Source organism: Adhaeribacter swui (genome assembly GCF_014217805.1).
GTDB classification, from domain to species: domain Bacteria; phylum Bacteroidota; class Bacteroidia; order Cytophagales; family Hymenobacteraceae; genus Adhaeribacter; species Adhaeribacter swui.
The window spans coordinates 354,696-377,533 of record NZ_CP055156.1 but is presented as its reverse complement, the minus strand read 5'-3'; the positions used below and the strand labels follow the sequence as shown (position 1 = coordinate 377,533).

The window sequence follows — 22,838 nt, the reverse complement described above, 5'->3', positions numbered from 1 at the left end:
TTTCAAAAAGGCCATCTATATGGTTCATGGATGCATTTATAACCTTCCTGCTATTTTAAAAAAAATTGCTTTTCAAGCATTAAAAACCGGACAAAATAAGAATTAAATAAAGTGAAAAGGCTGCTAATATAGGTTTGTTTAGCCACAAGGCAGCCAAAAATTTAAAAAATCGGAGCAGGATAACTTAAACGGCTTTAGCGAAAACTTTAATCCAACTGCTTATCTTTGCCCCGCTAAAACAGGGTTTGACTAAAAGCGGGTATGCGGATTGCTATTGTTATTAATACTTCCTGGAACATCTACAATTTTCGGCTGAATTTGATTAAAGCCCTGCAGGCGGCCGGGCACGAAGTAGTAGCCATAGCTCCCCCGGATGCGTACTCGCCCCGCTTAGAGGCCGCGGGTTGCCGGTACGTACCCATTCTGATGGAAAACAAAGGCACCAACCCTGTGCAGGATATGCTGTTAATTAAGCGGTTTTACGCTGTTTACCGGCAAGTACAGCCCGATGTAATTCTGCAATACACCATTAAACCCAATATTTACGGTACGCTGGCGGCCAGGTTGGCTGGCATTCCTACGGTAAATAACGTGTCGGGTTTAGGTACAGTGTTTATTGTGCGCAACCTGGTTTCTAAAGTAGCTTTAAGTTTATACCGCTTGGCTTTCCGGTTTCCGGTAAAAGTATTTTTTCAAAACCCTGATGACCGCGAATTATTCTTTCACTATAAACTTGTAAAGTCTTCCATCACAGATGTGTTACCCGGTTCGGGCATTAATACCCGCCAGTTTGTGCCGGCGCCGGTTTTTACCCGTCAACAACCCTTTACTTTTTTAATGATTGGCCGGGTACTCTACGAAAAAGGCGTAGTGGAATTTGTGGAAGCCAGTAAACTACTCAAGCAAAAATACCCGGAGGTTCGCTGTCAGTTACTCGGTAGTTTTGACGAAGCCGGCAACGTGGGAATTAAAAAGACTACGTTTATGGCCTGGGTAAATGAAGGTGCCATTGCGTATTTAGGTACTTCCGAAGACGTAGCTTCGTGCATTTTAAAAACGGATTGCGTGGTGTTGCCTTCTTACCGCGAGGGTACGCCCAAAACCTTACTCGAAGCGGCTGCGCTAGGCAAACCCATTATTACGACCAACGTGCCTGGTTGCAAAGAAACCGTAATTGATGGGCAGAACGGCTTGCTCTGCGAAGCCCGTAATGCCACCGATTTAGCCGCCAAAATGGAACAAATTTACTTACTTCCCGATCAGGAACTAAAAAGAATGGGCGCCGCCAGCCGCCAGCTCGCCGTTACCAAGTTCGACGAGCAGTTTGTCATCGATAAATATTTAACGGTGGTAAATTCGGTGGCGGTAAAAGTTCGTTGAAAATTTAAATTTTTTAAAATTTGCTATTCGCCGGTAGTTGTTTCGGTATTTTTGCGTTTAATTTAAATCTTTGGCCCAGGCCATTCAAGAATAATTAAAAATCGTTTCATGGAATTTAAGCGCTTCGCGATAGAAGGTCCCGTTGAGATTACACCGCGCCGGTTCGGCGATGCCCGGGGTTATTTTTTTGAATCATACAGCTATCGGATTTTTGCCGAAAATGGCATTACCACCGAGTTTGTGCAGGATAATCAATCACTGTCGCAGAAAGGGGTATTACGGGGCTTGCATTTCCAAAATCCGCCTTACGCGCAAGCCAAATTGGTGCGGGTAGCGGCCGGCCGGGTTTTAGATGTAGCCGTGGATATCCGGAAAAATTCGCCTACTTACGGCCAACACATTACCTGCGAACTTGATGCCAATAAAGGAAATATGTTTTTTGTTCCGGAAGGTTTTGCGCACGGTTTTGCCGCCTTAACCGATAACACCATTTTCCTGTATAAATGCAGCAATTATTACCACCCGGCTGCCGAAGGGGGGCTTTTATGGAGCGATCCGGCCTTAGGTATTGATTGGGGCATTACCGACGCCATTATCTCGCCTAAAGATGTGGTTTTACCCACGCTGCAAGAGCTAAACTCTCAGTTTTAAATTATAATTTTAAAATTTTAAACTTTTGCTCCGGCTGACAATCAACTTTAACTGCCCGGCTCTAAATAATCCAGTAAAGATTCTAAGCTCATGCCGCGGGAGCCTTTAATTAAAACAAAGCTGTTCTGCACCGGGTTATTCAGTAGCCATTGTTTCAGGTCGGCTTTGGTGGCAAAGTGATGAGCTGCCGGGACATAGGCACTGGCTTGCTGCATTTCGGGGCCACACAGTAGCACCACATCAAAAGGAAAACCGGCTACTAATTTCCCGAGTTTGGCGTGTTCATCGGTACTCGAGGTGCCTAACTCCAGCATATCACCCAAAATAAGTACCTTGCGCGCGGCTTCGGCATGGGCAAAATTGTTCACCGAGGCCGTCATGGATGATGGGTTGGCATTGTAGGCGTCCAGCAAAATGGTATTGGTGCCTTTTTGTATAATCTGGGAGCGGTTATTCGTAGGCACATAACCGGCTACGCCCGCATTAATTTTAGTTAAGGGCACGTTAAAATATTTTCCGATGCACGATGCCGCGGCTATATTTTCAAAATTATACTCCCCGATAATTTGAGTGGTAACAATTTCGTTGTTTTCGGACTCGTAAACCACGAAAGGCGAGGCCGAAATAAACTTGCAATGGAAAAAATCGCCGGGCGCCGGGTACGTTATTTTAATGGGTAAACGGCTGCCCATGCGCTGCAAATGTTCGTTTTGTGAGTTGATAAAGGCTGTTCCCTTATTGCGGAGCAGGTGCATGTATAACTCGCTTTTAGCCCGGGCTACCCCTTCCAGGCTGCCAAAACCTTCCAGATGTGCTTTGCCAATGTTGGTGATAATGCCATGCGTAGGCTCGGCAATATTGCAAAGCTGTTCTATTTCACCAATGTGGTTGGCGCCCATTTCAATAATGGCAATCTGGTGTTCGGGCTTAATGGTAAGTATAGTAAGCGGTACGCCAATATGGTTGTTTAAATTGCCTTTGGTGTATACGGTATTAAACCGCTGGCTTAAAACCGCGTGAATTAATTCTTTGGTAGTGGTTTTGCCGTTAGACCCCGTAATACCAATTACCGGAATAGTTAATTGCCGCCGGTGGTATTGGGCGAGTTCCTGCAGGGCTTGTAAGGTATCGGGCACCACAATTATTTGGTCGCTGGCCAGTGCTGGGTCGTCTACCACGGCGTATCGGGCCCCTTTAGCCAAAGCCTGGGCCGCAAACTGGTTACCATTAAAATTGGGGCCGTGTAAGGCAAAAAATAAATTGTTGTTCTGGTCGGCCCGCGAGTCAGTACTAACGGCCGTACATTCCAAGTATTTATTATAAAGCAACGAAATGGTTTCTGCCATATATTTGTATAGATTACTACGCTGATAGCGTTACTTACCTGTATGAAAAATATTTTGTTTTGTTTATTGGTTGTCTGTTTTTCCGGAATGAGCACCCGCGGTTTCGGGCAGCAATATTATGAATTTCGTTATCAAAATAACGTAAAAATAAGCGATGGTACGAATATTTTAAATAATCCCTGGGCTGGCGGATTAAACAGCGCGGTATTCTCTAAAATTCATTTAAACCAAGACGATATCGAGGATTTATTTGTTTTTGATCGCACGCAAAATAAAGTTTCTACGTACCTGGCGCAGCAAATAAACGGACAATGGTCCTGGCAATATCAACCAGAATACGAGGCGTTTTTCCCGGATAGTTTATCGGATTGGGTGGTGTTACGCGACTTTAACCAAGATGGCCGCAAAGATTTATTTACCAAGAGCAATCTGGGCATAAGGGTTTACGAAAACGTAACGCCGGTAAACGGCCCTTTACGATTTGCTTTAAAAGAAGATTTTGTGCGGTTTAACAACGGCGTAAATTTACAGGTAAGCGGCGACGATTTACCCGCTATTACCGATATGGATAACGACGGCGACCTGGATATTCTTTGTTTTGATTTTTACTCGGGCCACACCATACAGTTATACAAAAACATGCGGGTAGAAGATAACTTGTCGCCGGATAGTTTGCGGTTTAAGCTCGAAGATGCCTGGTGGGGCAAATTAACCAAGTGCGAAGATGCCTGCGGTAGTTTTATGTTTAATTCGGCTTGCCGTACTACCGGCACCAAACATAGCGTGCCCGTAACCATTTTGGCCCTAGACCTGGATAACGATCAGGATAAAGATGTTTTAATCGGGGGCGATCCTTGCAGCGAACTAGTACAAATTACCAACCAAGGTACGCCAACCAAAGCTGTAATGAGTAGCTCCGGCGTAAAAAAAACGTTTCCGGATAATACCACACCTGCTAATTTCCGGCAATTTCTGGCCGCTTACTACGAAGACGTAACTTTTGATAATGTGCCCGACTTGTTGGTTTCGCCGTATCTGCCCGCTAACATGGATGGCATTAATACCAACCAATCTATCTGGCTGTACCGCAACACCGCTGCGGCCAATGCCAGTCCGGCATTTGAATTTTTGCAAAATAATTTTTTACAAAATTTCGTGCTGGACTTAGGCGAAGACAGCGCCCCGGCTTTTGCTGATGTAGACGCCGACGGCGACCTGGATATGCTGGTAGGTAACTACGCCACCATGAAAGGTGATAACATGGTGAGCAGTATTAGTTTATACACCAATATTGGTTCGGCTACTGCACCCGAGTTCCGTTTAGAAACCGATGATTATGCCAATTTATCTACTTTAGGACTACAGGGCATAAAACCGCGCTTTGCCGATTTAAACAACGATGGCCGCCTGGACCTTACCTTTAGCATACTCAACAGCTCAACGGGCAGCAATAAATATATTTTAAACCAAGCCGCCGCCGAACAACCGTTTCGTTTTAATGTAAGTGCAGTGCAATCTTTAGATATCGGCGAAAACACCGGCGATGTAGCGGTTTTTTACGACCTGGATAACGATGGCGACCAGGATGCTATCGTGGCGGCCAGTTTTCTGATTTCCGATACCAGCGGGCCTTTGCTTTTTTACCGTAACACCGGTACGGCCGCTCAACCCGTATTTACGCTGGAAAACGAAAAATTTGGCGGTATCGAATTTCAGGAAGAAGCCAATCGCAACTTATACCCTTTAATTGCTGATTTAAACAACGATAATTCTCCCGAATTGCTAACCGTAGATAACCGGGGAGTAATTAGAATATACGCCAATTTTATGGCCGATTTATCGGCTAATTTTACCGAAACGCCTGCTTTATTCGCCAATAGCATTAGTAACTCGGCCGTAAGAAGCCGCTTGGGCACCCATGTAGCCTTGGCAGCCGCTGACTTAAATGGCGATAAACAACCCGAAATAATTGCGGGTAACACCGGGGGGGGCTTGTTTTACCTGACTCAACAATTAAGAACCGGAACCGGTATTTCGGAAGAAGAAAAAGCCCGGCTAAATATTGCGGTATTCCCGAACCCGGCCAACCAGGAAGTTACCGTAACCGGCCCGGAAAAAATGCAGGTAGCTTTATTTAGCTCCGATGGCAAACAAGTGCGCAGGAACACAGTGCCAAACAAAGAGCACCGCATCAAGCTGGTGGGATTAGCACCCGGGTTGTATTACGTACGCGTGCACACCGCCACGGGCAAAACAGCCGGTTACAAACTATTAGTAAACCCTTAAATGGCAGCTTTTATCTACATCGAATTAGGCTTGTCGTCAGATTACACTTACTACAAGCCGGTTTTGGCGAAAGTGAAAAAACGCTTTCCTCACCTGGATTACCTGGATCTGGATGCTTTTTCGGAGGAGTTTTTAATGGCGCAAGTTAACCAGGTAGTAGCAGCCGCGGATAAATGCGCCGTTTATTTTAATATTGTTGATACCGAAGAGCCGTTAGGGGCAGTTTTACCTTTAGCTGAAATTCTGATTCGACGGCAGGAAAATACCCAGGTAGTGCTGCAAGGCCCACATACCCGGTTAGAACGCCTTTTTAGTAACCGGCAAAATTTAAATTTTTTAAAAAATCCAGATGATAGTACCTTAATAGCGCACCTGGAACGCTTTTTTTCGGAAGTTAGTAAGTAAGCTCTCCCATTACTCTAATCTAAAAGCATCCGCATCCAGGTGAGTCGGGAAGCTTTGCCGGAAATCCATTAGTTCTTGTTGGCTTAAAGTTATGGTTTGGGTAATTGCTTCATCGGCGGCATTAAATAAAATATCGCCTTTGTAATTGATAACCATAGAATCGCCGGAATATTGGTGGCCGTTATCGTCTTCGCCGATGCGGTTAACGCCCACCACATAAGCTACATTTTCAATGGCGCGGGCAGCCAAGAGCGTTTTCCAGGCAATGTTTCTTTTGGCGGGCCAATTGGCTACGTAGAGCAACACATCGTACTGGTTTTGCACGTTGCGGCTCCACACCGGAAACCGTAAATCGTAGCAAATCAACGGACAAATTTTTAAACCGTTTAATTCAACAATTAACTTGTCGGTACCCGGTGCATACACTTCCGTTTCCCCGGCTATCCGGAACAAATGCTTTTTGTCGTAATAGGTGTATCTTCCATCCGGCTGCATCCAGATAAGCCGATTATAGTAATTGTCCTTATCCATTACAATTAAACTACCCGTAATAACGGCTCCGGTGGCTTTCGCCATGTTTTGCAGCCAATGTAGGCTAGGGCCTTGCATGGACTCGGCAAGTTCCGGCGCTTGCATCGAAAAACCGGTGGTAAACATTTCGGGCAATATAATTAAATCGGTAGGTTCCGTTATTTCCTCGATTTTGTGGGCTAGCATTTCCAGGTTAAAAGCCCGGTCGTGCCACTGCAAAGGCGTTTGAATAAGGGTAATCCGTAAATCAGGCATGTTGTTGCGTTAATTTTTTAAAAATTTTCTTTTTGCCGAATTAAAAAAGTTGTGGGTGAAATTATTTAATTAAATACTTCTGAGCTTATAAATTCTGCAGCTTTTGAGCCGCCGCTCGTAAGGTTTCCTCGTTTTTAGCGAAGCAAAAGCGCAGTAGGCCGTGGTCGGTTTGCTGTTGGTAAAATACCGAAATAGGAATAGCGGCTACCCCAATGTCGGTAGTTAACCGGCGGGCAAAATCCTGATCCTTTTCGCTGGTAATGTTTTCGTAACTCACCAGTTGAAAATACGTGCCCGTTGATGGTTGAAATGTAAACCGGGTATCCTGCAGTAACTGGCAAAATAAATCGCGTTTACGTTGGTAAAAATCCGGCAGGTTTAGGTAATGATCGCGGTTAGTTAAAAAATCGGCCAGCGCGTATTGTACTGGCGTAATCGTGCTGAAAGTAAGGTATTGGTGCACTTTCCGGAATTCAATAGTTAAAGCAGGGGGCGCTACGCAGTAGGCTACTTTCCAGCCGGTAGCGTGGTAAGTTTTCCCGAAAGACGAAATAACAAAACTGCGACTGGCCAGTTCGGGCAGCGTAAGCATACTTTGGTGCGGCTGATTATCGTACACCATGTGCTCGTATACTTCGTCGCTGATTACCAGAATAGCGGTATCCCGCGTAATTTCCGCGAGTATTTGTAAATCCTGACTTTTTAAAATTGCTCCCGACGGGTTATGTGGCGAGTTGAGCATAATGGCCCGGGTGCGCGGCGTAATGGCCGCTTTTACCAGGTTCCAGTCGATGGTAAACGAAGGTACTTGCAAAGGCACAAAAACCGGCCGGCCGCCGTTTAACAAAATAGCCGGAACGTACGAATCGTAGGCTGGCTCCAGAACAATAACTTCGTCGTGGGGGTGCAAAATGGCTGCCAGCGCCGCGTATAAAGCTTCGGTAGCCCCCGATGTGATGGTTATTTCGGTTTCTGGGTCGGGCTTGCTGCCATACAATAATTCGGTTTTTAAACTGATTTGCTCCCGCAACGGCAAAACACCCGCCATGGGTGCGTATTGATTATAGCCTTGTTGCAGGTAATAACTCACCCGGTCAATCAATTCCGGCGGACAGTTAAAATCAGGAAATCCCTGCGACAAATTAATAGCGCCGTGTTGTTGCGCTAACTGCGACATAACGGTGAAAATACTGGTGCCTACCTGCGGTAGTTTTGATGCGAGCATAAGCCGGAGCAAAGAAATTTTTAGCTAAATAAAATTATTTGATTTAACGCTGACGCAAACTCTTGGGCTAATCAGGATTTTAAAATTTCCCTCAAAAATAATAGCAATTGGTATGGTACCGGTAGTTTCGGTATTTTTATTTACCTAATCAAAGAATTACTGCTATAGCCTTACAAAGCTGATTCTGAAATTTTTAAAAATTTAAAACTTAGTTTGTACTGGCAAAAGCTAAATTTATTACCCGCCAACCATAAAAATTTGATAACAGTATTTATTAAAAATCGTATAAACGAAATTTGTGCAAATCAGCTAAGGAGATAGAGCTTGCTATACGTTGCCAACTAATTTAAAAATTGATTAAATTATATATTTGGTTTTTGGCTTGATTATTACTTCTGTAACTTCTAGCAAGTAAAAGTTACAACCGCCTTTTTCGAATGGATAAATTATATTCTACAAGTCAAATTGAAATTTTTTACGATCTCGAAAATAATTGGCTTTACGTTAATTGGATTGGCTTCCAAACTACTCAATCGGTGAAAGATGGGTGCGGTAAGATTTTAGAATACATGGTATCGGAAGCTTGTACCAAAATTTTAAACGACAATACCCTCGTGGAAGGCATGTGGTCGGGTGCTGCTAAATGGGGTGCCGATGTTTGGTTTCCGGCCTTACGGGGACATGGCTTACAAGCTTTTGCTTGGATTTATTCGCCCAGTATGCTTAGTCGCTTATCTACCGATAAAACATTAACCCACGCCCATCAACCCAACTACATCCGTACCTTTGATGATCCGGAAGAAGCTACTGCCTGGTTGCGGAGTATGTAGTTTAGCTGATAGATCTTAAATTAAATTCCACAATACAATTTTTTAAAATTTCTCCAGTTTCGTATATAAATCAGGGCACAATAAAAGGCGGTTTAGTTTTATGCCTTTTATTGTGCCCTGATTTTGTTTTAATATCTTTGGATAATTTCTACAAGCCGGAAATTTACTGCTTCACCGCATCCGTTAACTCCTCAAACACATCGCACGCGGCATTCACTGATTTAATGCTGTCGAAAATTACAATCAGCTTGTCTTTGGTTTCTTTCAAGCGCGATTGGCGAGGGTGTTGCTGGAAAAATTTCAGAATCCGGCCAAATACCTCTGACTGAAAATACTTGTCGTTGTTTTCCGACGGAATGTAGCCTTTCATTACCTCTTTTTTAATCGTCAGTTTTTCGAAGCCAATTTCCTGCGCTTTCCAACGCAGCTTTACAATTTGGATCAGTTTTTCTACCGATTCGGGCAAGGGACCAAAACGATCGACGATGCTATTTTTAATTTTTTCCAGCGCCGGTAAATCCTTTACTCTATCTAGTTTGCTGTACAAGTTTAATCGCTCCGAAATATTGCTCACGTAGGTATCCGGAATGAGAATTTCCAAGTCGGTTTCTACGGTACATTCGCGCACCACATCCAGGAACTGATTCAAGTCTTTTTCGGAACTCAAAAACAAATCGCGGAATTCGGTTTCTTTTAGTTCTTTAATGGTATCGTCCAGAATCTGGTGGTACATTTCAAAACCCAAATCGTTAATAAAACCGCTTTGCTCGCCGCCCAGTAAGTTACCCGCTCCCCGGATATCCAAATCGCGCATGGCTACTTTAAAACCATCGCCTAAATCCGAAAATTCTTCCAGGGTACTTAAACGCTTCCGGGCATCCGAAGGTAAACTTGATACCGGCGGGGTAAGCAAGTAACAATACGCTTTTTTGTTAGAACGGCCCACCCGTCCGCGCATCTGGTGTAAATCGCTTAAGCCAAACATATGCGCCCGGTTGATAATAATGGTATTGGCATTTGGAATATCCAGACCCGATTCAATGATGTTGGTGGAAATTAGAACGTTAAACTCGCCTTCCACAAATTTGAGCATGCGTTTTTCGAGCTGCTCCCCGTCCATTTGGCCGTGGGCGTAGGTGATTTTGGCATCGGGTACTAATTTTAAAATTAGGTTGGCCATTTCTTCCAGATCGGCAACCCGGTTGTGCACAAAAAATACCTGACCACCGCGCTTCAATTCGTGCATTACCGCATCGCGAATGATGATCTGGTCGAATACGTGCAATTCGGTTTGTACCGGCTGCCGGTTGGGCGGGGGAGTAGCAATTACCGATAAGTCGCGGGCACCCATGAGCGAAAAGTGCAGCGTGCGCGGAATGGGAGTGGCGGATAAAGTAAGCGAATCCACGTTTACCCGCATTTCCTTGAGCTTTTCTTTGGTTTTAACGCCGAATTTTTGCTCCTCATCAATCACCATTAAGCCCAGATTTTTAAATTTCACATCTTTGCTCACAATCCGGTGCGTGCCTATTAAAATATCCGTTTTGCCTTCGGCTACCCGTTGTAAGGTTTCTTTAATGTCTTTGGCGGTTTTAAAGCGGTTTACAAACTCCACGTTCACCGGAAATTTCTCCAGACGGTCACGGAACGTTTTGTAATGCTGCATGGCCAGAATGGTGGTGGGCACTAAAACGGCTACTTGTTTGCTATCGGTGGCGGCTTTAAAAGCGGCCCGGATCGCAACTTCGGTTTTACCAAATCCTACGTCGCCGCACACGAGGCGGTCCATGGGGTGCGGCTGCTCCATGTCGTTTTTCACGTCCTCGGTGGCTTTGGCCTGGTCCGGGGTGTCTTCGTAAATAAACGACGATTCCAGTTCGGCTTGCATAAAACCATCGCGGGAGAAAGCATAACCCGGCGCCGATTTACGTTTGGCGTACAATTTTATGAGCTCGGTGGCAATATCTTTCACCTTGCTCTTCACGCGTTTTTTCTTGTTTTCCCACTCCGGCGAGCCCAGTTTACTCATGCTGGGGGGCGTACCTTCTTTGCCGGTGTATTTACTTATTTTATGCAGCGCGTGAATACTCACGTACAGCAAATCGTCGTCGCGGTACACCAGCCGAATAGCTTCCTGCATTTTACCGCCTACTTCCACTTTCTCCAATCCGGCAAAACGGCCAATGCCGTTATCCACGTGTACCACGTAATCGCCGGGTTGCAACGAACGCAGTTCTTTTAAGGTAAGCGCTTTAGATTTAGAAAAACGTTCTTTGTTTTTATATTTGTAGTACCGCTCAAAAAGCTGGTGATCGGTGTATAAAGCAACTTTTACCTGATCGTCGATAAAGCCCTCACGCAACGAAATAGTTAAAGCCTGAAATTTTACCGCGTGGTCGAGCTCATCGAAAATAGTCGTGAGTCGGTCGAGCTGGCGCGGCGATTCGGCCGCAATTACGTTGGTAAAACCGTTGGTTTGATTATCGTGCAGGTTGCTGACCAGCAAATTAAAATCTTTGTTAAACGACGGCTGCGGCTTGGTGGTAAACGTGATGGTTTCGTGGGCTTTAAACGTAAAGCGTTTGCCAAACTCCACGGTAGTATAAGGTTCGAGTAATTTTTTAAAACTTTTGCCGGTTTCAAACAAATCTTCGGGTTGGGATACTACCTGGGTGCCGCCGTTGGTGAGCATTAAATACTCAAAAGCTTGCTCGGCTTTACTAAACGATTCGTCAATTACTTCCGTAGTATGCCGCACATCTTTAAACCAGAACCGGGTGTCTTTCGGTAAAAATTCTAGAAACGACTCCCGGGTTTCCTGCAGTAATTTGGTTTGCACGTTAGGCACCACCGAAACCGACGTTTTGGTTTCCACGGAAAGCTGCGTGTTGGGGTTAAAAGTCCGGATACTTTCGATCTCGTCGCCAAACAACTCGATGCGGTAAGGCAGTTCGTTGGCGTACGAAAATACATCCACAATACCCCCCCGCACGGCAAACTGACCCGCTTCGTACACAAAATCCGTACGTTCGAAATCGTATTCTGTGAGTAGTTCGGTTAAAAAGTTTACGTCTAGTTTTTCGCCCACCTTAGCGCTGAACGTATTGGCAACCAGCGATTTTTTGTTAATTACTTTTTCGGTAAGCGCCTCCGGGTAAGTTACTACCAGCAAGCCATCGGTTGCTTTATTCGATATTTGATTGAGCACTTCCGCCCGCATTAAAATATTGGCGTTTTCGGTTTCATCGAACGAATACGGCCTTTTGTACGACGACGGAAATAGCAGCGGCTCTTGCCGGTCGGTAAATAAATGTTGTAAATCCGAGAGGAAATAAGCGGCTTCTTCTTTGTCGTGCAGCACAAACACGTGGTGGCCCGGTTGCAGACTACTCACGGTGGCAGCCAGCACGGCATCTAAGCTACCGGCTAAGCCTTTCAGGTGCAAATGTGTTTTTTCCGGCGATTTAAGTCGCTCGGCTATGGTTTGAACTACCGGGTCGAGCCGGTAGAGTTCCAGAAAATCCTTTAATTTCAAAACTGTTGTTCTTTCGGTATTATAAAGCAAAGATAACGAATATTCTGCTCGCAAACTCCTTACGCAGATGCGGCGCGTAAGGTGCAAAAAATATTAAAACTAAAAATTTTAAAAATCGTTATTTAATATTGATACTCCCTGAATAATAATTGATTATATTTATAAATCCTTCGGGGCTCGGCTGATAGCACGCGAGTAGTTTAACGTTATTTTTTAATCCATTTAAATTTTTACTAAATGATAAAATGATGTACTCTAAATTTTTAACTCCCGCTATTTTCTCAGCCGAGGAGTCAACTATTCAGTTGCATATTCAAAGCTTTTGGGCGGGTTATACCAAATGTATTTACCTGGCGCTTGGCCTTAGTGGTATCGGACTTTATTTAAAATCTTACCAACTACTCACCGATAAACTACTGGTATTTACCTTAGCTACGTTGGCGCTGTTATTTTTAGGGCAAATGCTGCTATCTTTTTCCTTTATGCTCAAAAACCTGGGGTTAGCCCTGCTGGGTTCCTTTTGCAGTTTGGCCTTGGCTACTGGTTTTACCAGCGTCTTATTTCTTTTTCAGGGCTGGTGGGGTTCCGGCATCTTAATTACTTTAACGGCTCCGTTAGCGGCCGTTTCTTTGCTAATTCTGATTGGGTTTATTTTGCAACAAGGGTTTAACCGGCGACGCAAACAACGGTTTTTTCTGCTTTGTAATCTGTTAATTCCATTTGGTGTTTTGCTGCTGCTCGGTACGGTAGCTTTTTTTAAGAGCAAGGTATAACCTGTTGAGCCCAAGTACCGTTTGTTAGTGCATCGCCGGGGTTGCCCGCTTTTTGACAGGTAAAATAGATTTGGAGCAATGCGGCGAAAACCTGATAATGAGCAAGAAATTTAAAATTTTTATTACCTGTTTACTCGGGTGCTTGGGTTGTACTTGGTCGGTTATGGCTCAGTCTGGCAGTGCTGCCGCTACCTTAAACGACATGGATAAAGGAAAACACCGCATTTTATTAGTATTTGCCCCCAATAGTCAGAATGAATTGTTGCAGGAACAAAATAAAATGCTGCGCCAGGCTCACCCGGGTTTAACTGAGCGCGACATGCTGGTAGTGCAGGTAATCGAAAATAACGTAGAATTAAATCCAGACATAAAAGAAGCCGTGCCCAGTGCCGGTAAACTGCGCCAGGAGTATAAAGTAAATGCTGAGCAGTTTTCGGTGGTATTACTGGGCAAAGACGGTGGTGAAAAATACCGGGCCCAGCATCCCCAGGCCCCGGCAGTGTTGTTTCAAATTATTGATGCCATGCCCATGCGGCAAAGCGAAATGCACGGGAAACGCAGCGATTAATTAAAATTAATTATCCAAAGCAACTTTGATCGGTTACGCGTAAATGGTCGGTATCAAAGCCTTTTTGCTGCGCCAGGGTTACCAGGTTTTGGTACAAAGTAGGCGCCATAAACGGTGAGCGGCTCAAAATCCATAAGTTTTGCCGGTCCGGGGTACCCACCACGGCATACGAATAATCAGCATCTAAGCCAATAATCCAATAGTCGCCGGTAAAGGGCCATTGAAACTGTACTTTTAATTTAGAATTGTTGCTGCCCGCCACCGGAAAAGCTTTCGCTTCGGCTACTTTTTTCTTGCCTTTCGGATTGTTGCGGTTGCAACTGTTTACTACTTTCACGAAACCAGCCGGATCTAAGCTGTACTCGGCGGTAGTGCAATGGCAACCCCGCTCAAAAATTAAAGGAAAAGCCGCAATTTCGTACCACTTGCCCATGTATTTGTTTAAATCAACCGTCGGAACAGTTTCTAAAGGCTGGTGATTGCGGGTAAAATATCGTAAGGCCAGTGTTCCTAAAAGCACTGTGCCGGCGGCAATAGCTATTTCGCGGGTGTTTTTTTGCATATTTTTAAAAATTTATTTGGTACTATAGTAGCTCCTTTATACTACTGCACTGCTATTAAAAAGCAGGTAGCTTTTGGTTATTTTACCTTATTTAAGCGATAAAAGTTTAACCTGTTTGGGAGCTGTGGCTAGCAAGCCGGCGAAACCGGCTCAGAAAAGCTATTTTTTTAAATTTGCCATTATATTGTTTCAACTTAGTACCGGCGAACCTGCGGTAAAGAAAAGAAGTGTTACCAAAAATATTAACTTTACCCGCGCATATACGTCTAAATCCTGTAATTAATATATTTCTCGCATGGCCTCATTTGATATTGTAAGTAAAATAGATCCGCAAAGCTTGGAAAATGCCCTGAATACCGTAAAGAAGGAAATTCAGAATCGTTACGATTTTAAAGACACGAAAGGCAGCGTGGAACTCGACAAAAAATCAAACATTATTCATATTACCACCGAAAACTCGATGCGGGTAAAGCACATCGAAGATATTATCATGACTAAAATGGTAAAGCAAAACCTCGATGCCACCGCTCTGGATTTTTCGGAAGAAGAGTATGCCTCCGGCCCGATGATTAAAAAAGATGTGAAGGTGAAAGTGGGCGTGGATAAAGAAACGGCTAAAAAAATTGTAAAAATAATTAAAGACAGTAAACTGAAAGTGCAGGCCGCCATTATGGACGATCAGATACGGGTTACCGGTAAAAAAATCGATGATTTGCAGGATGTAATTGCCTTAATGCGTCAGTCGAATTTGGGCTTGCCGTTGCAGTATGTTAATATGAAATCATAAAATTTTAAAAATACCGGATTAACTAATGTGTTTGGGTTGTACAACCAAACACATTAGTTAAGACCGGGCAAATTAACCGAACTAATCTGTTTTCTAAACGCCTGTTAAGATTTAAAATCACAATAAAACTATGTTTGATATTTTTGCGAGTGCCGATACCTGGATCAGTTTATTGACACTAACCTTTATGGAGGTGGTATTGGGCATCGATAATATTATTTTTATATCCATTGTAGCCGGTAAATTACCCGAGGCGCAACAAGGCCGCGCCCGCACTATTGGGTTAATGTTAGCCTTGGTTTTCCGGATATTACTGCTTCTTTCAATTTCGTGGATTGTAAGCCTGAAGGATCCTTTGTTTACCATTAACCTCCCCTGGACCGCCGAAGACTTTGGCGTTACCGGCCGGGACCTGATACTATTGGCTGGTGGTTTATTTTTGATTGCCAAAAGTACCACCGAGATTCACCATAAGCTGGAGGGGGACGAAGAAGACCTGGGATCAACGAAAGTATATCAGAATATCAATCGGGTAATTTTTCAGATTGTACTGGTAGATATTGTATTTTCCTTCGACTCGATCTTAACCGCGGTGGGCCTGGTGGATCACGTGATAATTATGATTGTGGCGGTAATTATATCCATGGGTATAATGCTGGCCTTTTCGAAATACATCGCCGACTTTGTGAACAAACACCCTACTATTAAAATGCTGGCTTTGTCGTTCCTGATTATGATTGGTTTTATGCTGGTGCTGGAGTCATTGCATACGCACGTACCAAAAGGCTATGTTTATTTCGCCATGTTTTTCTCGCTGGTAGTAGAAATGCTGAACATGCGCCTGCGCAAAGCAACTACGCCGCCGGTTAAACTCCGCGATTCGGATTTTGACTAAGCCAAAACGATTAAGAAGAATTTAAAAAGGAAGCCAATCCAAGAGTGGCTTCCTTTTTAGCTAAAATTTAAAAATTTCATTTTATTTAAGCAGCTTACTTAAGAAATCCCAGGTCACTACGCCTACCGCTACCGATATATTAAGCGAATGCTTGGTGCCAAACTGCGGAATCTCGATTACGGTATCGGCTAGTTCCATTACTTCGTCTTCTACGCCAAATACTTCGTTACCAAAAACCAAAGCGTACTTTTTATTAGCGGCCGGTATAAAATCAGCTAAAGAAACGCTGTGGTCGGCCTGCTCAATGGCAATGAGCTGGTAGCCTTCGGCTTTTAATTGTTGCGCTAATTCGGCTGTATTGGTAACGTGTTCCCAGTCTACGGATTCGGTGGCGCCCAAGGCAGTTTTGGTAATTTCTTTGTGGGGCGGGGTGCCCGTAATGCCGCATAAATAAATTTTACTTATAGCAAAAGCATCGGCAGTCCGGAAGGCCGAGCCCACGTTGTGCAACGACCGTACGTTATCCAGAACCAACACAACCGGTAATTTTTCCTGTTCTTTAAATTCCTCTACCGATACCCGGTTGAGTTCTTCCATTTTTAATTTACGCATGAAATTTGGGTTGATAGATGCGTAAGGCGTGCTCCAATTGTTTAATTTTGTTTAATTGTTCCGGTAGCAGAAATAACAACCAGCATTTTACTGCGGATAGTTTAAGTAAAATTGCTGCCGGCAAAGTCAGGAGACCACCTAAGGCATGATGAAGCCGCAAATTTAGCTTATTTTTAAAAAAGTTAAAAAATGCTGGTTCGTGTAAGCTTTAGTGGCCGGTAGTTAATTATAATTTTAGAATAGTTTAAGCCATTATATTTTGAGTACCAAAGCCGAAATTTCTGTAACGCCTTTAATGAAACAGTATTATGCCATTAAGGCGAAATATCCCGGAGCCTTGCTGCTTTTTCGGGTAGGCGATTTTTACGAGACTTTTGGGGAAGATGCCGTTAAAGCCAGCAAAATCCTGGATATCGTACTTACCAAGCGGGGAGCTGGCTCCGCTTCGGAAACAGCTTTGGCCGGTTTTCCGCATCATTCAATGGATACGTATTTGCCCAAGCTGGTGCGGGCCGGCGAACGCGTAGCTATCTGCGACCAGCTCGAGGATCCAAAATCGGTAAAAGGCATTGTAAAGCGCGGGGTAACCGAATTGGTAACGCCCGGTGTATCTTTTAACGACCAGGTACTCGAGAAAAAAAGCAATAATTACTTGGCAGCCGTACACTTTACTAAAAACGAAACCGGCATAGCCTTTCTGGACATTTCTACCGGCGAGTTTATTACTGCCCAGGGCGACCGGCCTTACATCGGGAAATTGCTGCAAAGCTTTGCCCCCGCGGAGGTGCTTTTCTGCAAAAAAATGAAGGAAGAATTTTACCTATCCTTCGGTCCGGATTTTTGCCAATACGCCCTCGACGAATGGGTATTTGGTTACGATTTCGCTTACGAAAGTTTACTGCGGCATTTTGGAACCACTTCTTTAAAAGGTTTTGGCATTGAAAACCTACGCGAAGGCATTATTGCGGCCGGTTGTATTCTGCATTACTTATCAGAAACCCAGCATCACGATATCAGCCACATTGCCACTATTTCGCGGCTCGAAGAAGATAAATACGTGTGGCTGGATAAGTTTACCATCCGTAACCTGGAGCTTATATACCCGCAACATGCCGAAGGCGTACCGCTGATTCAGATTCTGGATAAAACCGTTACGCCCATGGGCGCCCGGCTGCTAAAAAAATGGGTAGTGCTGCCGCTCAAAGAAGTATCGCAAATTCAAAGGCGTTTGGATACGGTAGAGGCTTTAATCGGGAACAACGATCTTTTGCAAGATATTACGCATTACCTAAAGCAAATCAACGACCTGGAGCGCTTAATCTCGAAAGTAGCAGTAAAACGGATTAATCCCCGCGAAATGCTGCAACTAAGCAAAGCCCTGGAAGCTACCGTACCCATTAAAGAATTGCTGGGTTTCAGCCAGATTCCGGCTTTAAAAAAACTGGCTGACCAACTAACTTTCTGCGACGAAATCCGGGAAGAAATCAAGCAAAAAGTAAAGCCCGATGCCCCCATGCTTACCAATGCGGGTAATATTATACAACCGGGTATTCACGCGGAACTGGACGAATTACGGGCAATTGCCTTTTCGGGTAAAGATTACTTACTGCAACTGCAGCAGCGCGAAATCAAAAACACGGGTATATCGTCGCTTAAAATTGCCTACAATAAAGTGTTTGGGTATTACCTGGAGGTAACCCACGCCCACAAAGACAAAGTGCCCAAAGAATGGATCCGGAAGCAAACGCTGGTAAACGCCGAGCGCTACATTACCGAAGAACTAAAAACCTACGAAGAAAAAATTCTGCACGCCGAAGAACGCATTTACACCATCGAGCAGCAGTTATTTAACGAGCTGGTAGTAAGCACCACCGAATACGTGGGCCAAATTCAGCAAAACGCCCGGGTTTTAGGGGTGATTGACTGTCTTGCTTCTTTTGCCTGCGCCGCGGTGAGTTACAAGTATGTTAAACCACAGGTTAACGATTTAAATGCTTTAAATATTAAAAAAGGGCGTCACCCGGTAATTGAGCGGCAATTGCCGCCCGGCGAAAGCTACATCCCGAATGATATTTTCCTGGATACTGACGAGCAGCAAATTGCCATTATTACGGGTCCGAACATGGCGGGTAAAAGCGCCTTGCTGCGGCAAACGGCTTTAATTGTACTCATGGCGCAAATCGGATCATTTGTGCCGGCCGACGCGGCTGAAGTAGGCATTATTGATAAAATATTTACCCGCGTGGGCGCTTCCGATAACTTAAGCCGTGGCGAAAGTACGTTTATGGTAGAGATGACCGAAACTGCCAGCATTTTAAATAATTTGTCGGAACGCAGTTTGGTTTTAATGGATGAAATTGGCCGCGGTACCAGCACCTACGATGGTATATCTATTGCCTGGGCCATTGTGGAGCACCTGCACAACCACCCGAAAGCCCGCGCTAAAACCTTATTTGCTACGCATTACCACGAACTAAACCAACTGGCCGAAGAGTTACCGCGCGTGCGCAATTTTAACGTGAGCGTGAAAGAAACCGGCGGTAAAATTTTGTTTATGCGCCAACTTAAACCAGGTGGTAGCGAGCACAGCTTCGGGATTCACGTGGCCCAAATGGCTGGTATGCCCAACACCGTTGTTCTGCGCGCCAGCGATATCATGCACCACCTGGAAGAAGATAAAATACGGCAACACCCGGATAAAAATAATTTAAAAATTGTACCCAAGCAGCAATATCAACTTAATATGTTTGAGCTCAACGATCCTGCCATGGTGCGGCTACGCGAGATTTTTGAGAAATTGGATATAAATACCATTACTCCCGTAGAAGCCTTGCTTAAATTAAACGAATTAAAGTTGTTGGTAGATGCCCAGAAGGTACCGGGGAAGAAGTGATTTTTAGTTCGGGAGTGTTTTGAGTGGTTCTGTACCGGAATGCTAGCAGATGCTCTAGAACCAAACGGGTGAAATTAGTAGTAACAGTTACCCTAATAAAATATACTTGTTAATTGAGGATAGATTTACTTGTAAAGCTTTCCTCCTAAGATTAGGAGGGTCAGTTTGACTCTACCAAGCACAAGCAAAGCTATTCTTTGTAGAAAAAGCGTTACCAAAGCGATCTTTATAAGCTCCTTGGATTTCTCTGAAACCGAAATATACCTCGTTCATTGCTTGTTTTGATTGATGTTTAATGTTTTTAGGCAGCAACAATAAAAATAATGCGGCTGATAATCAGGAAGAAGAAAAGAATGTTTACTTTTTTTTAATTTGGTACTTGACAAATGAAAAATAGTGCTTAAATTTGCATCACTAAATCGGTTGAACGAGATAGTAAACGCGAAAGTAGCTCAGTTGGTAGAGCGCGACCTTGCCAAGGTCGAGGTCGCGGGTTCGAACCCCGTCTTTCGCTCAACGAAGTAATCCTTCAAAAGACGTTGCGCCCGCAACGTCTTTTCTTTATAGAATTGGACCGGCGCAAGCTGTCCATGCCGGGGTGGTGAAACTGGTAGACACGCAAGACTTAAAATCTTGTGAACATTAGTTCGTGCGGGTTCAAGTCCCGCCCCTGGTACTCGAAACCCTTGTAGATCTTTGATTTGCAAGGGTTTTTTCTTTTCTAGTTATTAAAGTTGATTATCAAAATTTCTTAACTATGGAACGTCCAATATTCATCTAAATGTAAAGCTCCTAATAACTTTTTAATCTTTCCTATACCAATTTTATTTTCAGGTTCATTGCTATCGTAATCATCTGTTTCTGGACGAGCAATCAAAATAAATCCTCCATTCTTAAGAGTCGAATGCATAACTATTGCTGAATAATCACCAAAGAAATAGTCGTCACTTAAAATAACATATAAATCTCTAAAATTTTGTTTCCTAATTACCTTCAGTATATAAAAGTCAGGGTCATTAACAACTTCCACATTTTTAACCTTATTATGATTTGAAATAGCCTTCATGATAAAAGGTAGTATGGTACGGTGTAAATCTTTTCCCATTATATTTGATCTATATACTGATTTTTTAAAATGAATTTTTTGTAAAATGACTTTTCTCGGCTTGAAAAAATGGTAATGTGCAATCCTTTTTTGAATTTATTTTTAAAGGATGATTTTAAAGTTTTAATCTTGTTATTTATTGCCAATATAGCTTCTTTTTCTGCTGTATTTAAGATTAATACGACATCAACATCTTTATTTAAAGAAGTATAAAAAAGAACTGATCCAAAAATAAACGCTTCTTTGATATAGCTGTCTAATAAGTTTTTAGAAAGCCATCTTTTTATTTTTAAATAAGTCTTATTGTTCTGGTTACTATTGAAACATTCCTCTTTTACAACTTTTTCTAATCCAATTGGAAATTGATGTTCAGTATAGTCAAATTTAGGATTTTCAACATGTTTCTTAAAGGCAAAAATATGAGAGTTTAATTTTCTAAATAGTTCAGAGTAAGATTCTGGTGTCGGCTTCCCATTATTAGAACTGGGTAAAAGTATAAATTTGGTTAAGCAGATAATATTAGTTCTAATTGTTTTTTTCTGGCGTACTCACTGGGTGGCATTCCGGCTAAAGCATCATGTGGTCGTTTATGGTTATAGTCGTTTACCCAAGTAGAAGTAATTTCTCTTACTTCCTCCAGGTTTTCAAACATGTAGACATCTAGCACCTGCCTCCGGAAAGTGCCATTAAAGCGTTCCACAAAAGCATTCTGGGTCGGCTTGCCGGGTTGAATATAAATCAACTCAATGCCTTGCATCTGGCTCCATTCCGTCATTAAGCTAGCAATAAACTCTGGTCCATTATCCATTCGAATCTGTTTTGGTTTTTCCCTTCGCCTGATCAAATGATTAAGTACCCAGACTACCCGATTGCTCTTCAACGAAAAGTCTACCTCCATGTGCAGTGCTTCTCGGTTAAAATCATCTAGGACATGGAAGGAGCGGAACTTTCGCCCGTTTTCCAAAGCATCACTCATAAAATCAATCGACCAAGTGTGGTTCAACGACTCTGGTACTTGCAAGGGCTGTTGAGTGCGGGCGGGTAAGCGCCTTTTCGCTTTGCGCCGGATATTCAATCCAATAGCCTTGTAAATGCGATAAACCCGTTTATGATTCCAGAGATAACCTTCTTGGCGCAACCGCCTGAAAGCTTTCCAAAAGCCTTCGCGGGGATGCTGCTCGGCTTTCTGCCGTAAAGCTTCTTCCAGCGGCTGGTTATCTTTAACAACTTGATAGTAGTAAACCGACTTACTTAAGTTCAATACCCGGCACGCCCTACTGATGCCGGCTTGTGGTTGCTGGTACACCTCTTCCACGAGCTGTCGCTTTTGGCAGGGCTTCAAAGCTTTTTTTCAATGATTTCTTTGGCTAGCTTTAGATCCAAGGCTAGTTCGGCGTACATGGCTTTCAGCCGTCGGTTCTCTTCTTCTAAGTCCTTGAGCCGTTTGAGTTCCGTGGCATCCATGCCATTGTAGCGCTGCCGCCATTTGTAAAAAGCTGCCTGGCTCAGGCCATGCTCCCGGCTAATCTCGGCGGCGCTTTTGCCTTCCTCAAACTCCTTAAGGATTTTGGCAATTTGTTGGGGACTGAAGGTTTTTCTTTTCATAAGCACTGTTCTAAGTTAAATTTTTTTCTCTTCTCAAACAGTTCTATTTTCAGGGAAGCTTACACTGGGATTAAATGGCTATTCTTTTCGATGAGGCATCTAATTAACTCATTGTTAGGAATTATATTTTCAAGCCGTGCATTATGCCACAAAGTCATGTCTACTCTAAGAGAAGTTAATTCACTAAAGGAGGAGTTTGGGCCAAAGGTTTTAAAAACATATTTATTATCTTCTAAAGGCTTAAGCAACAATTGGCATAGTTCTGAAAATGTGTTGACTGTTACACATTCAATTATGCTCGTTGGCTTACTATTTGGCTGTATTGTAGTTATGCTCTTTCTTCTAAAAAGCTTTTTAAGTACATTATTTACAAATTTCCATATTAAGGTAAAAATGCCAATTATGAAGGCTAAAGCTAAAGGATAAATAAAATTATCCTTAAAGCCTTGATCATTTATATATCTGTATAAACTATCTATTTGAAGTATTGACATCGTAAATGGCTCTAGTACATTTTGTTACAGCCAATCTCCTGATTGGCATGTTGGGATAAATATTATATTACTAAAGTTTACCAGCTTAGGGAATTAATAA

The 22,838-nt window shown here is 43.4% G+C and carries 19 protein-coding genes and 2 tRNA genes; 12 read left to right on the top strand and 9 right to left on the bottom strand.

Going from position 1 to position 22,838, the window contains the following annotated elements; all coding sequences use genetic code 11:
• The first annotated feature begins 261 nt into the window (after window positions 1–261).
• Window positions 262–1,380 (top strand): glycosyltransferase family 4 protein, encoded by a 1,119-nt coding sequence (locus HUW51_RS02690; RefSeq protein WP_185272468.1) that lies wholly within the window; start codon window positions 262–264, stop codon window positions 1,378–1,380.
• A 108-nt stretch (window positions 1,381–1,488) separates the two neighbouring features.
• A complete protein-coding gene (gene rfbC / locus HUW51_RS02685) occupies window positions 1,489–2,031 on the top strand; it encodes a dTDP-4-dehydrorhamnose 3,5-epimerase (protein ID WP_185272467.1) in 543 nt (180 codons plus the stop codon).
• Between the two features lie 47 nt (window positions 2,032–2,078).
• On the opposite strand, the gene HUW51_RS02680 is transcribed toward rfbC, so the two are convergent.
• Entirely contained in the window at window positions 2,079–3,377 is a 1,299-nt protein-coding gene (locus HUW51_RS02680) for a UDP-N-acetylmuramoyl-tripeptide--D-alanyl-D-alanine ligase (RefSeq protein ID WP_185272466.1), read from the bottom strand.
• 87 nt (window positions 3,378–3,464) lie between these two features.
• Between HUW51_RS02680 and HUW51_RS02675 the strand changes: the two genes are divergently transcribed.
• Window positions 3,465–5,663, top strand: a complete 2,199-nt coding sequence (locus tag HUW51_RS02675) for an FG-GAP-like repeat-containing protein (protein ID WP_185272465.1) — start codon at window positions 3,465–3,467, stop codon at window positions 5,661–5,663.
• The gene (locus HUW51_RS02670; RefSeq protein ID WP_185272464.1) at window positions 5,664–6,068 is read left to right on the top strand and encodes a hypothetical protein; all 405 of its coding nucleotides are present in this window, start codon (window positions 5,664–5,666) and stop codon (window positions 6,066–6,068) included.
• Between the two features lie 9 nt (window positions 6,069–6,077).
• Here the strand turns inward: HUW51_RS02670 and HUW51_RS02665 are convergent, their stop codons facing one another.
• Both HUW51_RS02665 and HUW51_RS02660 read right to left on the bottom strand, forming a co-directional pair.
• Complete coding sequence (locus HUW51_RS02665; protein ID WP_185272463.1) at window positions 6,078–6,854, bottom strand: amidohydrolase; 777 nt, start codon at window positions 6,852–6,854, stop codon at window positions 6,078–6,080.
• Between the two features lie 85 nt (window positions 6,855–6,939).
• Complete coding sequence (locus tag HUW51_RS02660; RefSeq protein ID WP_317175613.1) at window positions 6,940–8,079, bottom strand: methionine aminotransferase; 1,140 nt, start codon at window positions 8,077–8,079, stop codon at window positions 6,940–6,942.
• Between the two features lie 437 nt (window positions 8,080–8,516).
• Here HUW51_RS02660 and HUW51_RS02655 point away from each other — a divergent pair, with 437 nt between their 5' ends.
• The gene (locus HUW51_RS02655) at window positions 8,517–8,909 is read left to right on the top strand and encodes a hypothetical protein (RefSeq protein ID WP_185272462.1); all 393 of its coding nucleotides are present in this window, start codon (window positions 8,517–8,519) and stop codon (window positions 8,907–8,909) included.
• A gap of 163 nt (window positions 8,910–9,072) precedes the next feature.
• Here the strand turns inward: HUW51_RS02655 and mfd are convergent, their stop codons facing one another.
• Entirely contained in the window at window positions 9,073–12,444 is a 3,372-nt protein-coding gene (gene mfd / locus HUW51_RS02650) for a transcription-repair coupling factor (protein WP_185272461.1), read from the bottom strand.
• Between the two features lie 245 nt (window positions 12,445–12,689).
• Between mfd and HUW51_RS02645 the strand changes: the two genes are divergently transcribed.
• Together HUW51_RS02645 and HUW51_RS02640 are read left to right on the top strand one after the other, a co-directional pair.
• Window positions 12,690–13,217 carry a hypothetical protein gene (locus tag HUW51_RS02645; protein WP_185272460.1) on the top strand — a complete coding sequence of 176 codons (528 nt, stop codon included), beginning with the start codon at window positions 12,690–12,692 and terminating at the stop codon, window positions 13,215–13,217.
• Window positions 13,218–13,314: 97 nt separating this feature from the next.
• The gene (locus tag HUW51_RS02640; protein ID WP_185272459.1) at window positions 13,315–13,785 is read left to right on the top strand and encodes a DUF4174 domain-containing protein; all 471 of its coding nucleotides are present in this window, start codon (window positions 13,315–13,317) and stop codon (window positions 13,783–13,785) included.
• 10 nt (window positions 13,786–13,795) lie between these two features.
• On the opposite strand, the gene HUW51_RS02635 is transcribed toward HUW51_RS02640, so the two are convergent.
• The gene (locus tag HUW51_RS02635) at window positions 13,796–14,347 is read right to left on the bottom strand and encodes a lipocalin family protein (RefSeq protein ID WP_185272458.1); all 552 of its coding nucleotides are present in this window, start codon (window positions 14,345–14,347) and stop codon (window positions 13,796–13,798) included.
• A 295-nt stretch (window positions 14,348–14,642) separates the two neighbouring features.
• On the opposite strand from HUW51_RS02635, the gene HUW51_RS02630 reads away from it, so the two are divergent.
• Together HUW51_RS02630 and HUW51_RS02625 are read left to right on the top strand one after the other, a co-directional pair.
• Window positions 14,643–15,134 (top strand): YajQ family cyclic di-GMP-binding protein, encoded by a 492-nt coding sequence (locus tag HUW51_RS02630; protein WP_185272457.1) that lies wholly within the window; start codon window positions 14,643–14,645, stop codon window positions 15,132–15,134.
• A gap of 130 nt (window positions 15,135–15,264) precedes the next feature.
• A complete protein-coding gene (locus HUW51_RS02625; protein WP_185272456.1) occupies window positions 15,265–16,029 on the top strand; it encodes a TerC family protein in 765 nt (254 codons plus the stop codon).
• Window positions 16,030–16,110: 81 nt separating this feature from the next.
• On the opposite strand, the gene HUW51_RS02620 is transcribed toward HUW51_RS02625, so the two are convergent.
• Window positions 16,111–16,641, bottom strand: coding sequence for an RNA methyltransferase (locus tag HUW51_RS02620; RefSeq protein WP_185272455.1), 531 nt, complete (start codon window positions 16,639–16,641; stop codon window positions 16,111–16,113).
• Window positions 16,642–16,936: 295 nt separating this feature from the next.
• Between HUW51_RS02620 and mutS the strand changes: the two genes are divergently transcribed.
• The 3 genes from mutS to HUW51_RS02605 all read left to right on the top strand — a co-directional run bounded on the left by mutS (window position 16,937) and on the right by HUW51_RS02605 (window position 20,210).
• On the top strand, window positions 16,937–19,534 hold the full coding sequence (gene mutS / locus HUW51_RS02615) for a DNA mismatch repair protein MutS (RefSeq protein ID WP_185272454.1): 2,598 nt from the start codon (window positions 16,937–16,939) through the stop codon (window positions 19,532–19,534).
• Window positions 19,535–19,975: 441 nt separating this feature from the next.
• A tRNA-Gly gene (locus HUW51_RS02610) sits at window positions 19,976–20,048 on the top strand.
• 78 nt (window positions 20,049–20,126) lie between these two features.
• A tRNA-Leu gene (locus HUW51_RS02605) sits at window positions 20,127–20,210 on the top strand.
• 75 nt (window positions 20,211–20,285) lie between these two features.
• On the opposite strand, the gene HUW51_RS02600 is transcribed toward HUW51_RS02605, so the two are convergent.
• The 3 genes from HUW51_RS02600 to HUW51_RS02590 form a co-directional block, all read right to left on the bottom strand.
• Window positions 20,286–20,639 carry a hypothetical protein gene (locus tag HUW51_RS02600; RefSeq protein ID WP_185272453.1) on the bottom strand — a complete coding sequence of 118 codons (354 nt, stop codon included), beginning with the start codon at window positions 20,637–20,639 and terminating at the stop codon, window positions 20,286–20,288.
• A gap of 505 nt (window positions 20,640–21,144) precedes the next feature.
• A protein-coding gene (locus HUW51_RS02595) for an IS3 family transposase (RefSeq protein WP_394353938.1) occupies window positions 21,145–22,244 on the bottom strand; the annotation gives its coding sequence in 2 pieces (ribosomal slippage) (window positions 21,145–21,983 and window positions 21,983–22,244; 1,101 coding nt in all).
• 59 nt (window positions 22,245–22,303) lie between these two features.
• Window positions 22,304–22,738: a hypothetical protein gene (locus tag HUW51_RS02590; RefSeq protein WP_185272452.1), complete on the bottom strand. Its 435-nt coding sequence runs from the start codon at window positions 22,736–22,738 to the stop codon at window positions 22,304–22,306.
• Window positions 22,739–22,838: the final 100 nt, after the last annotated feature.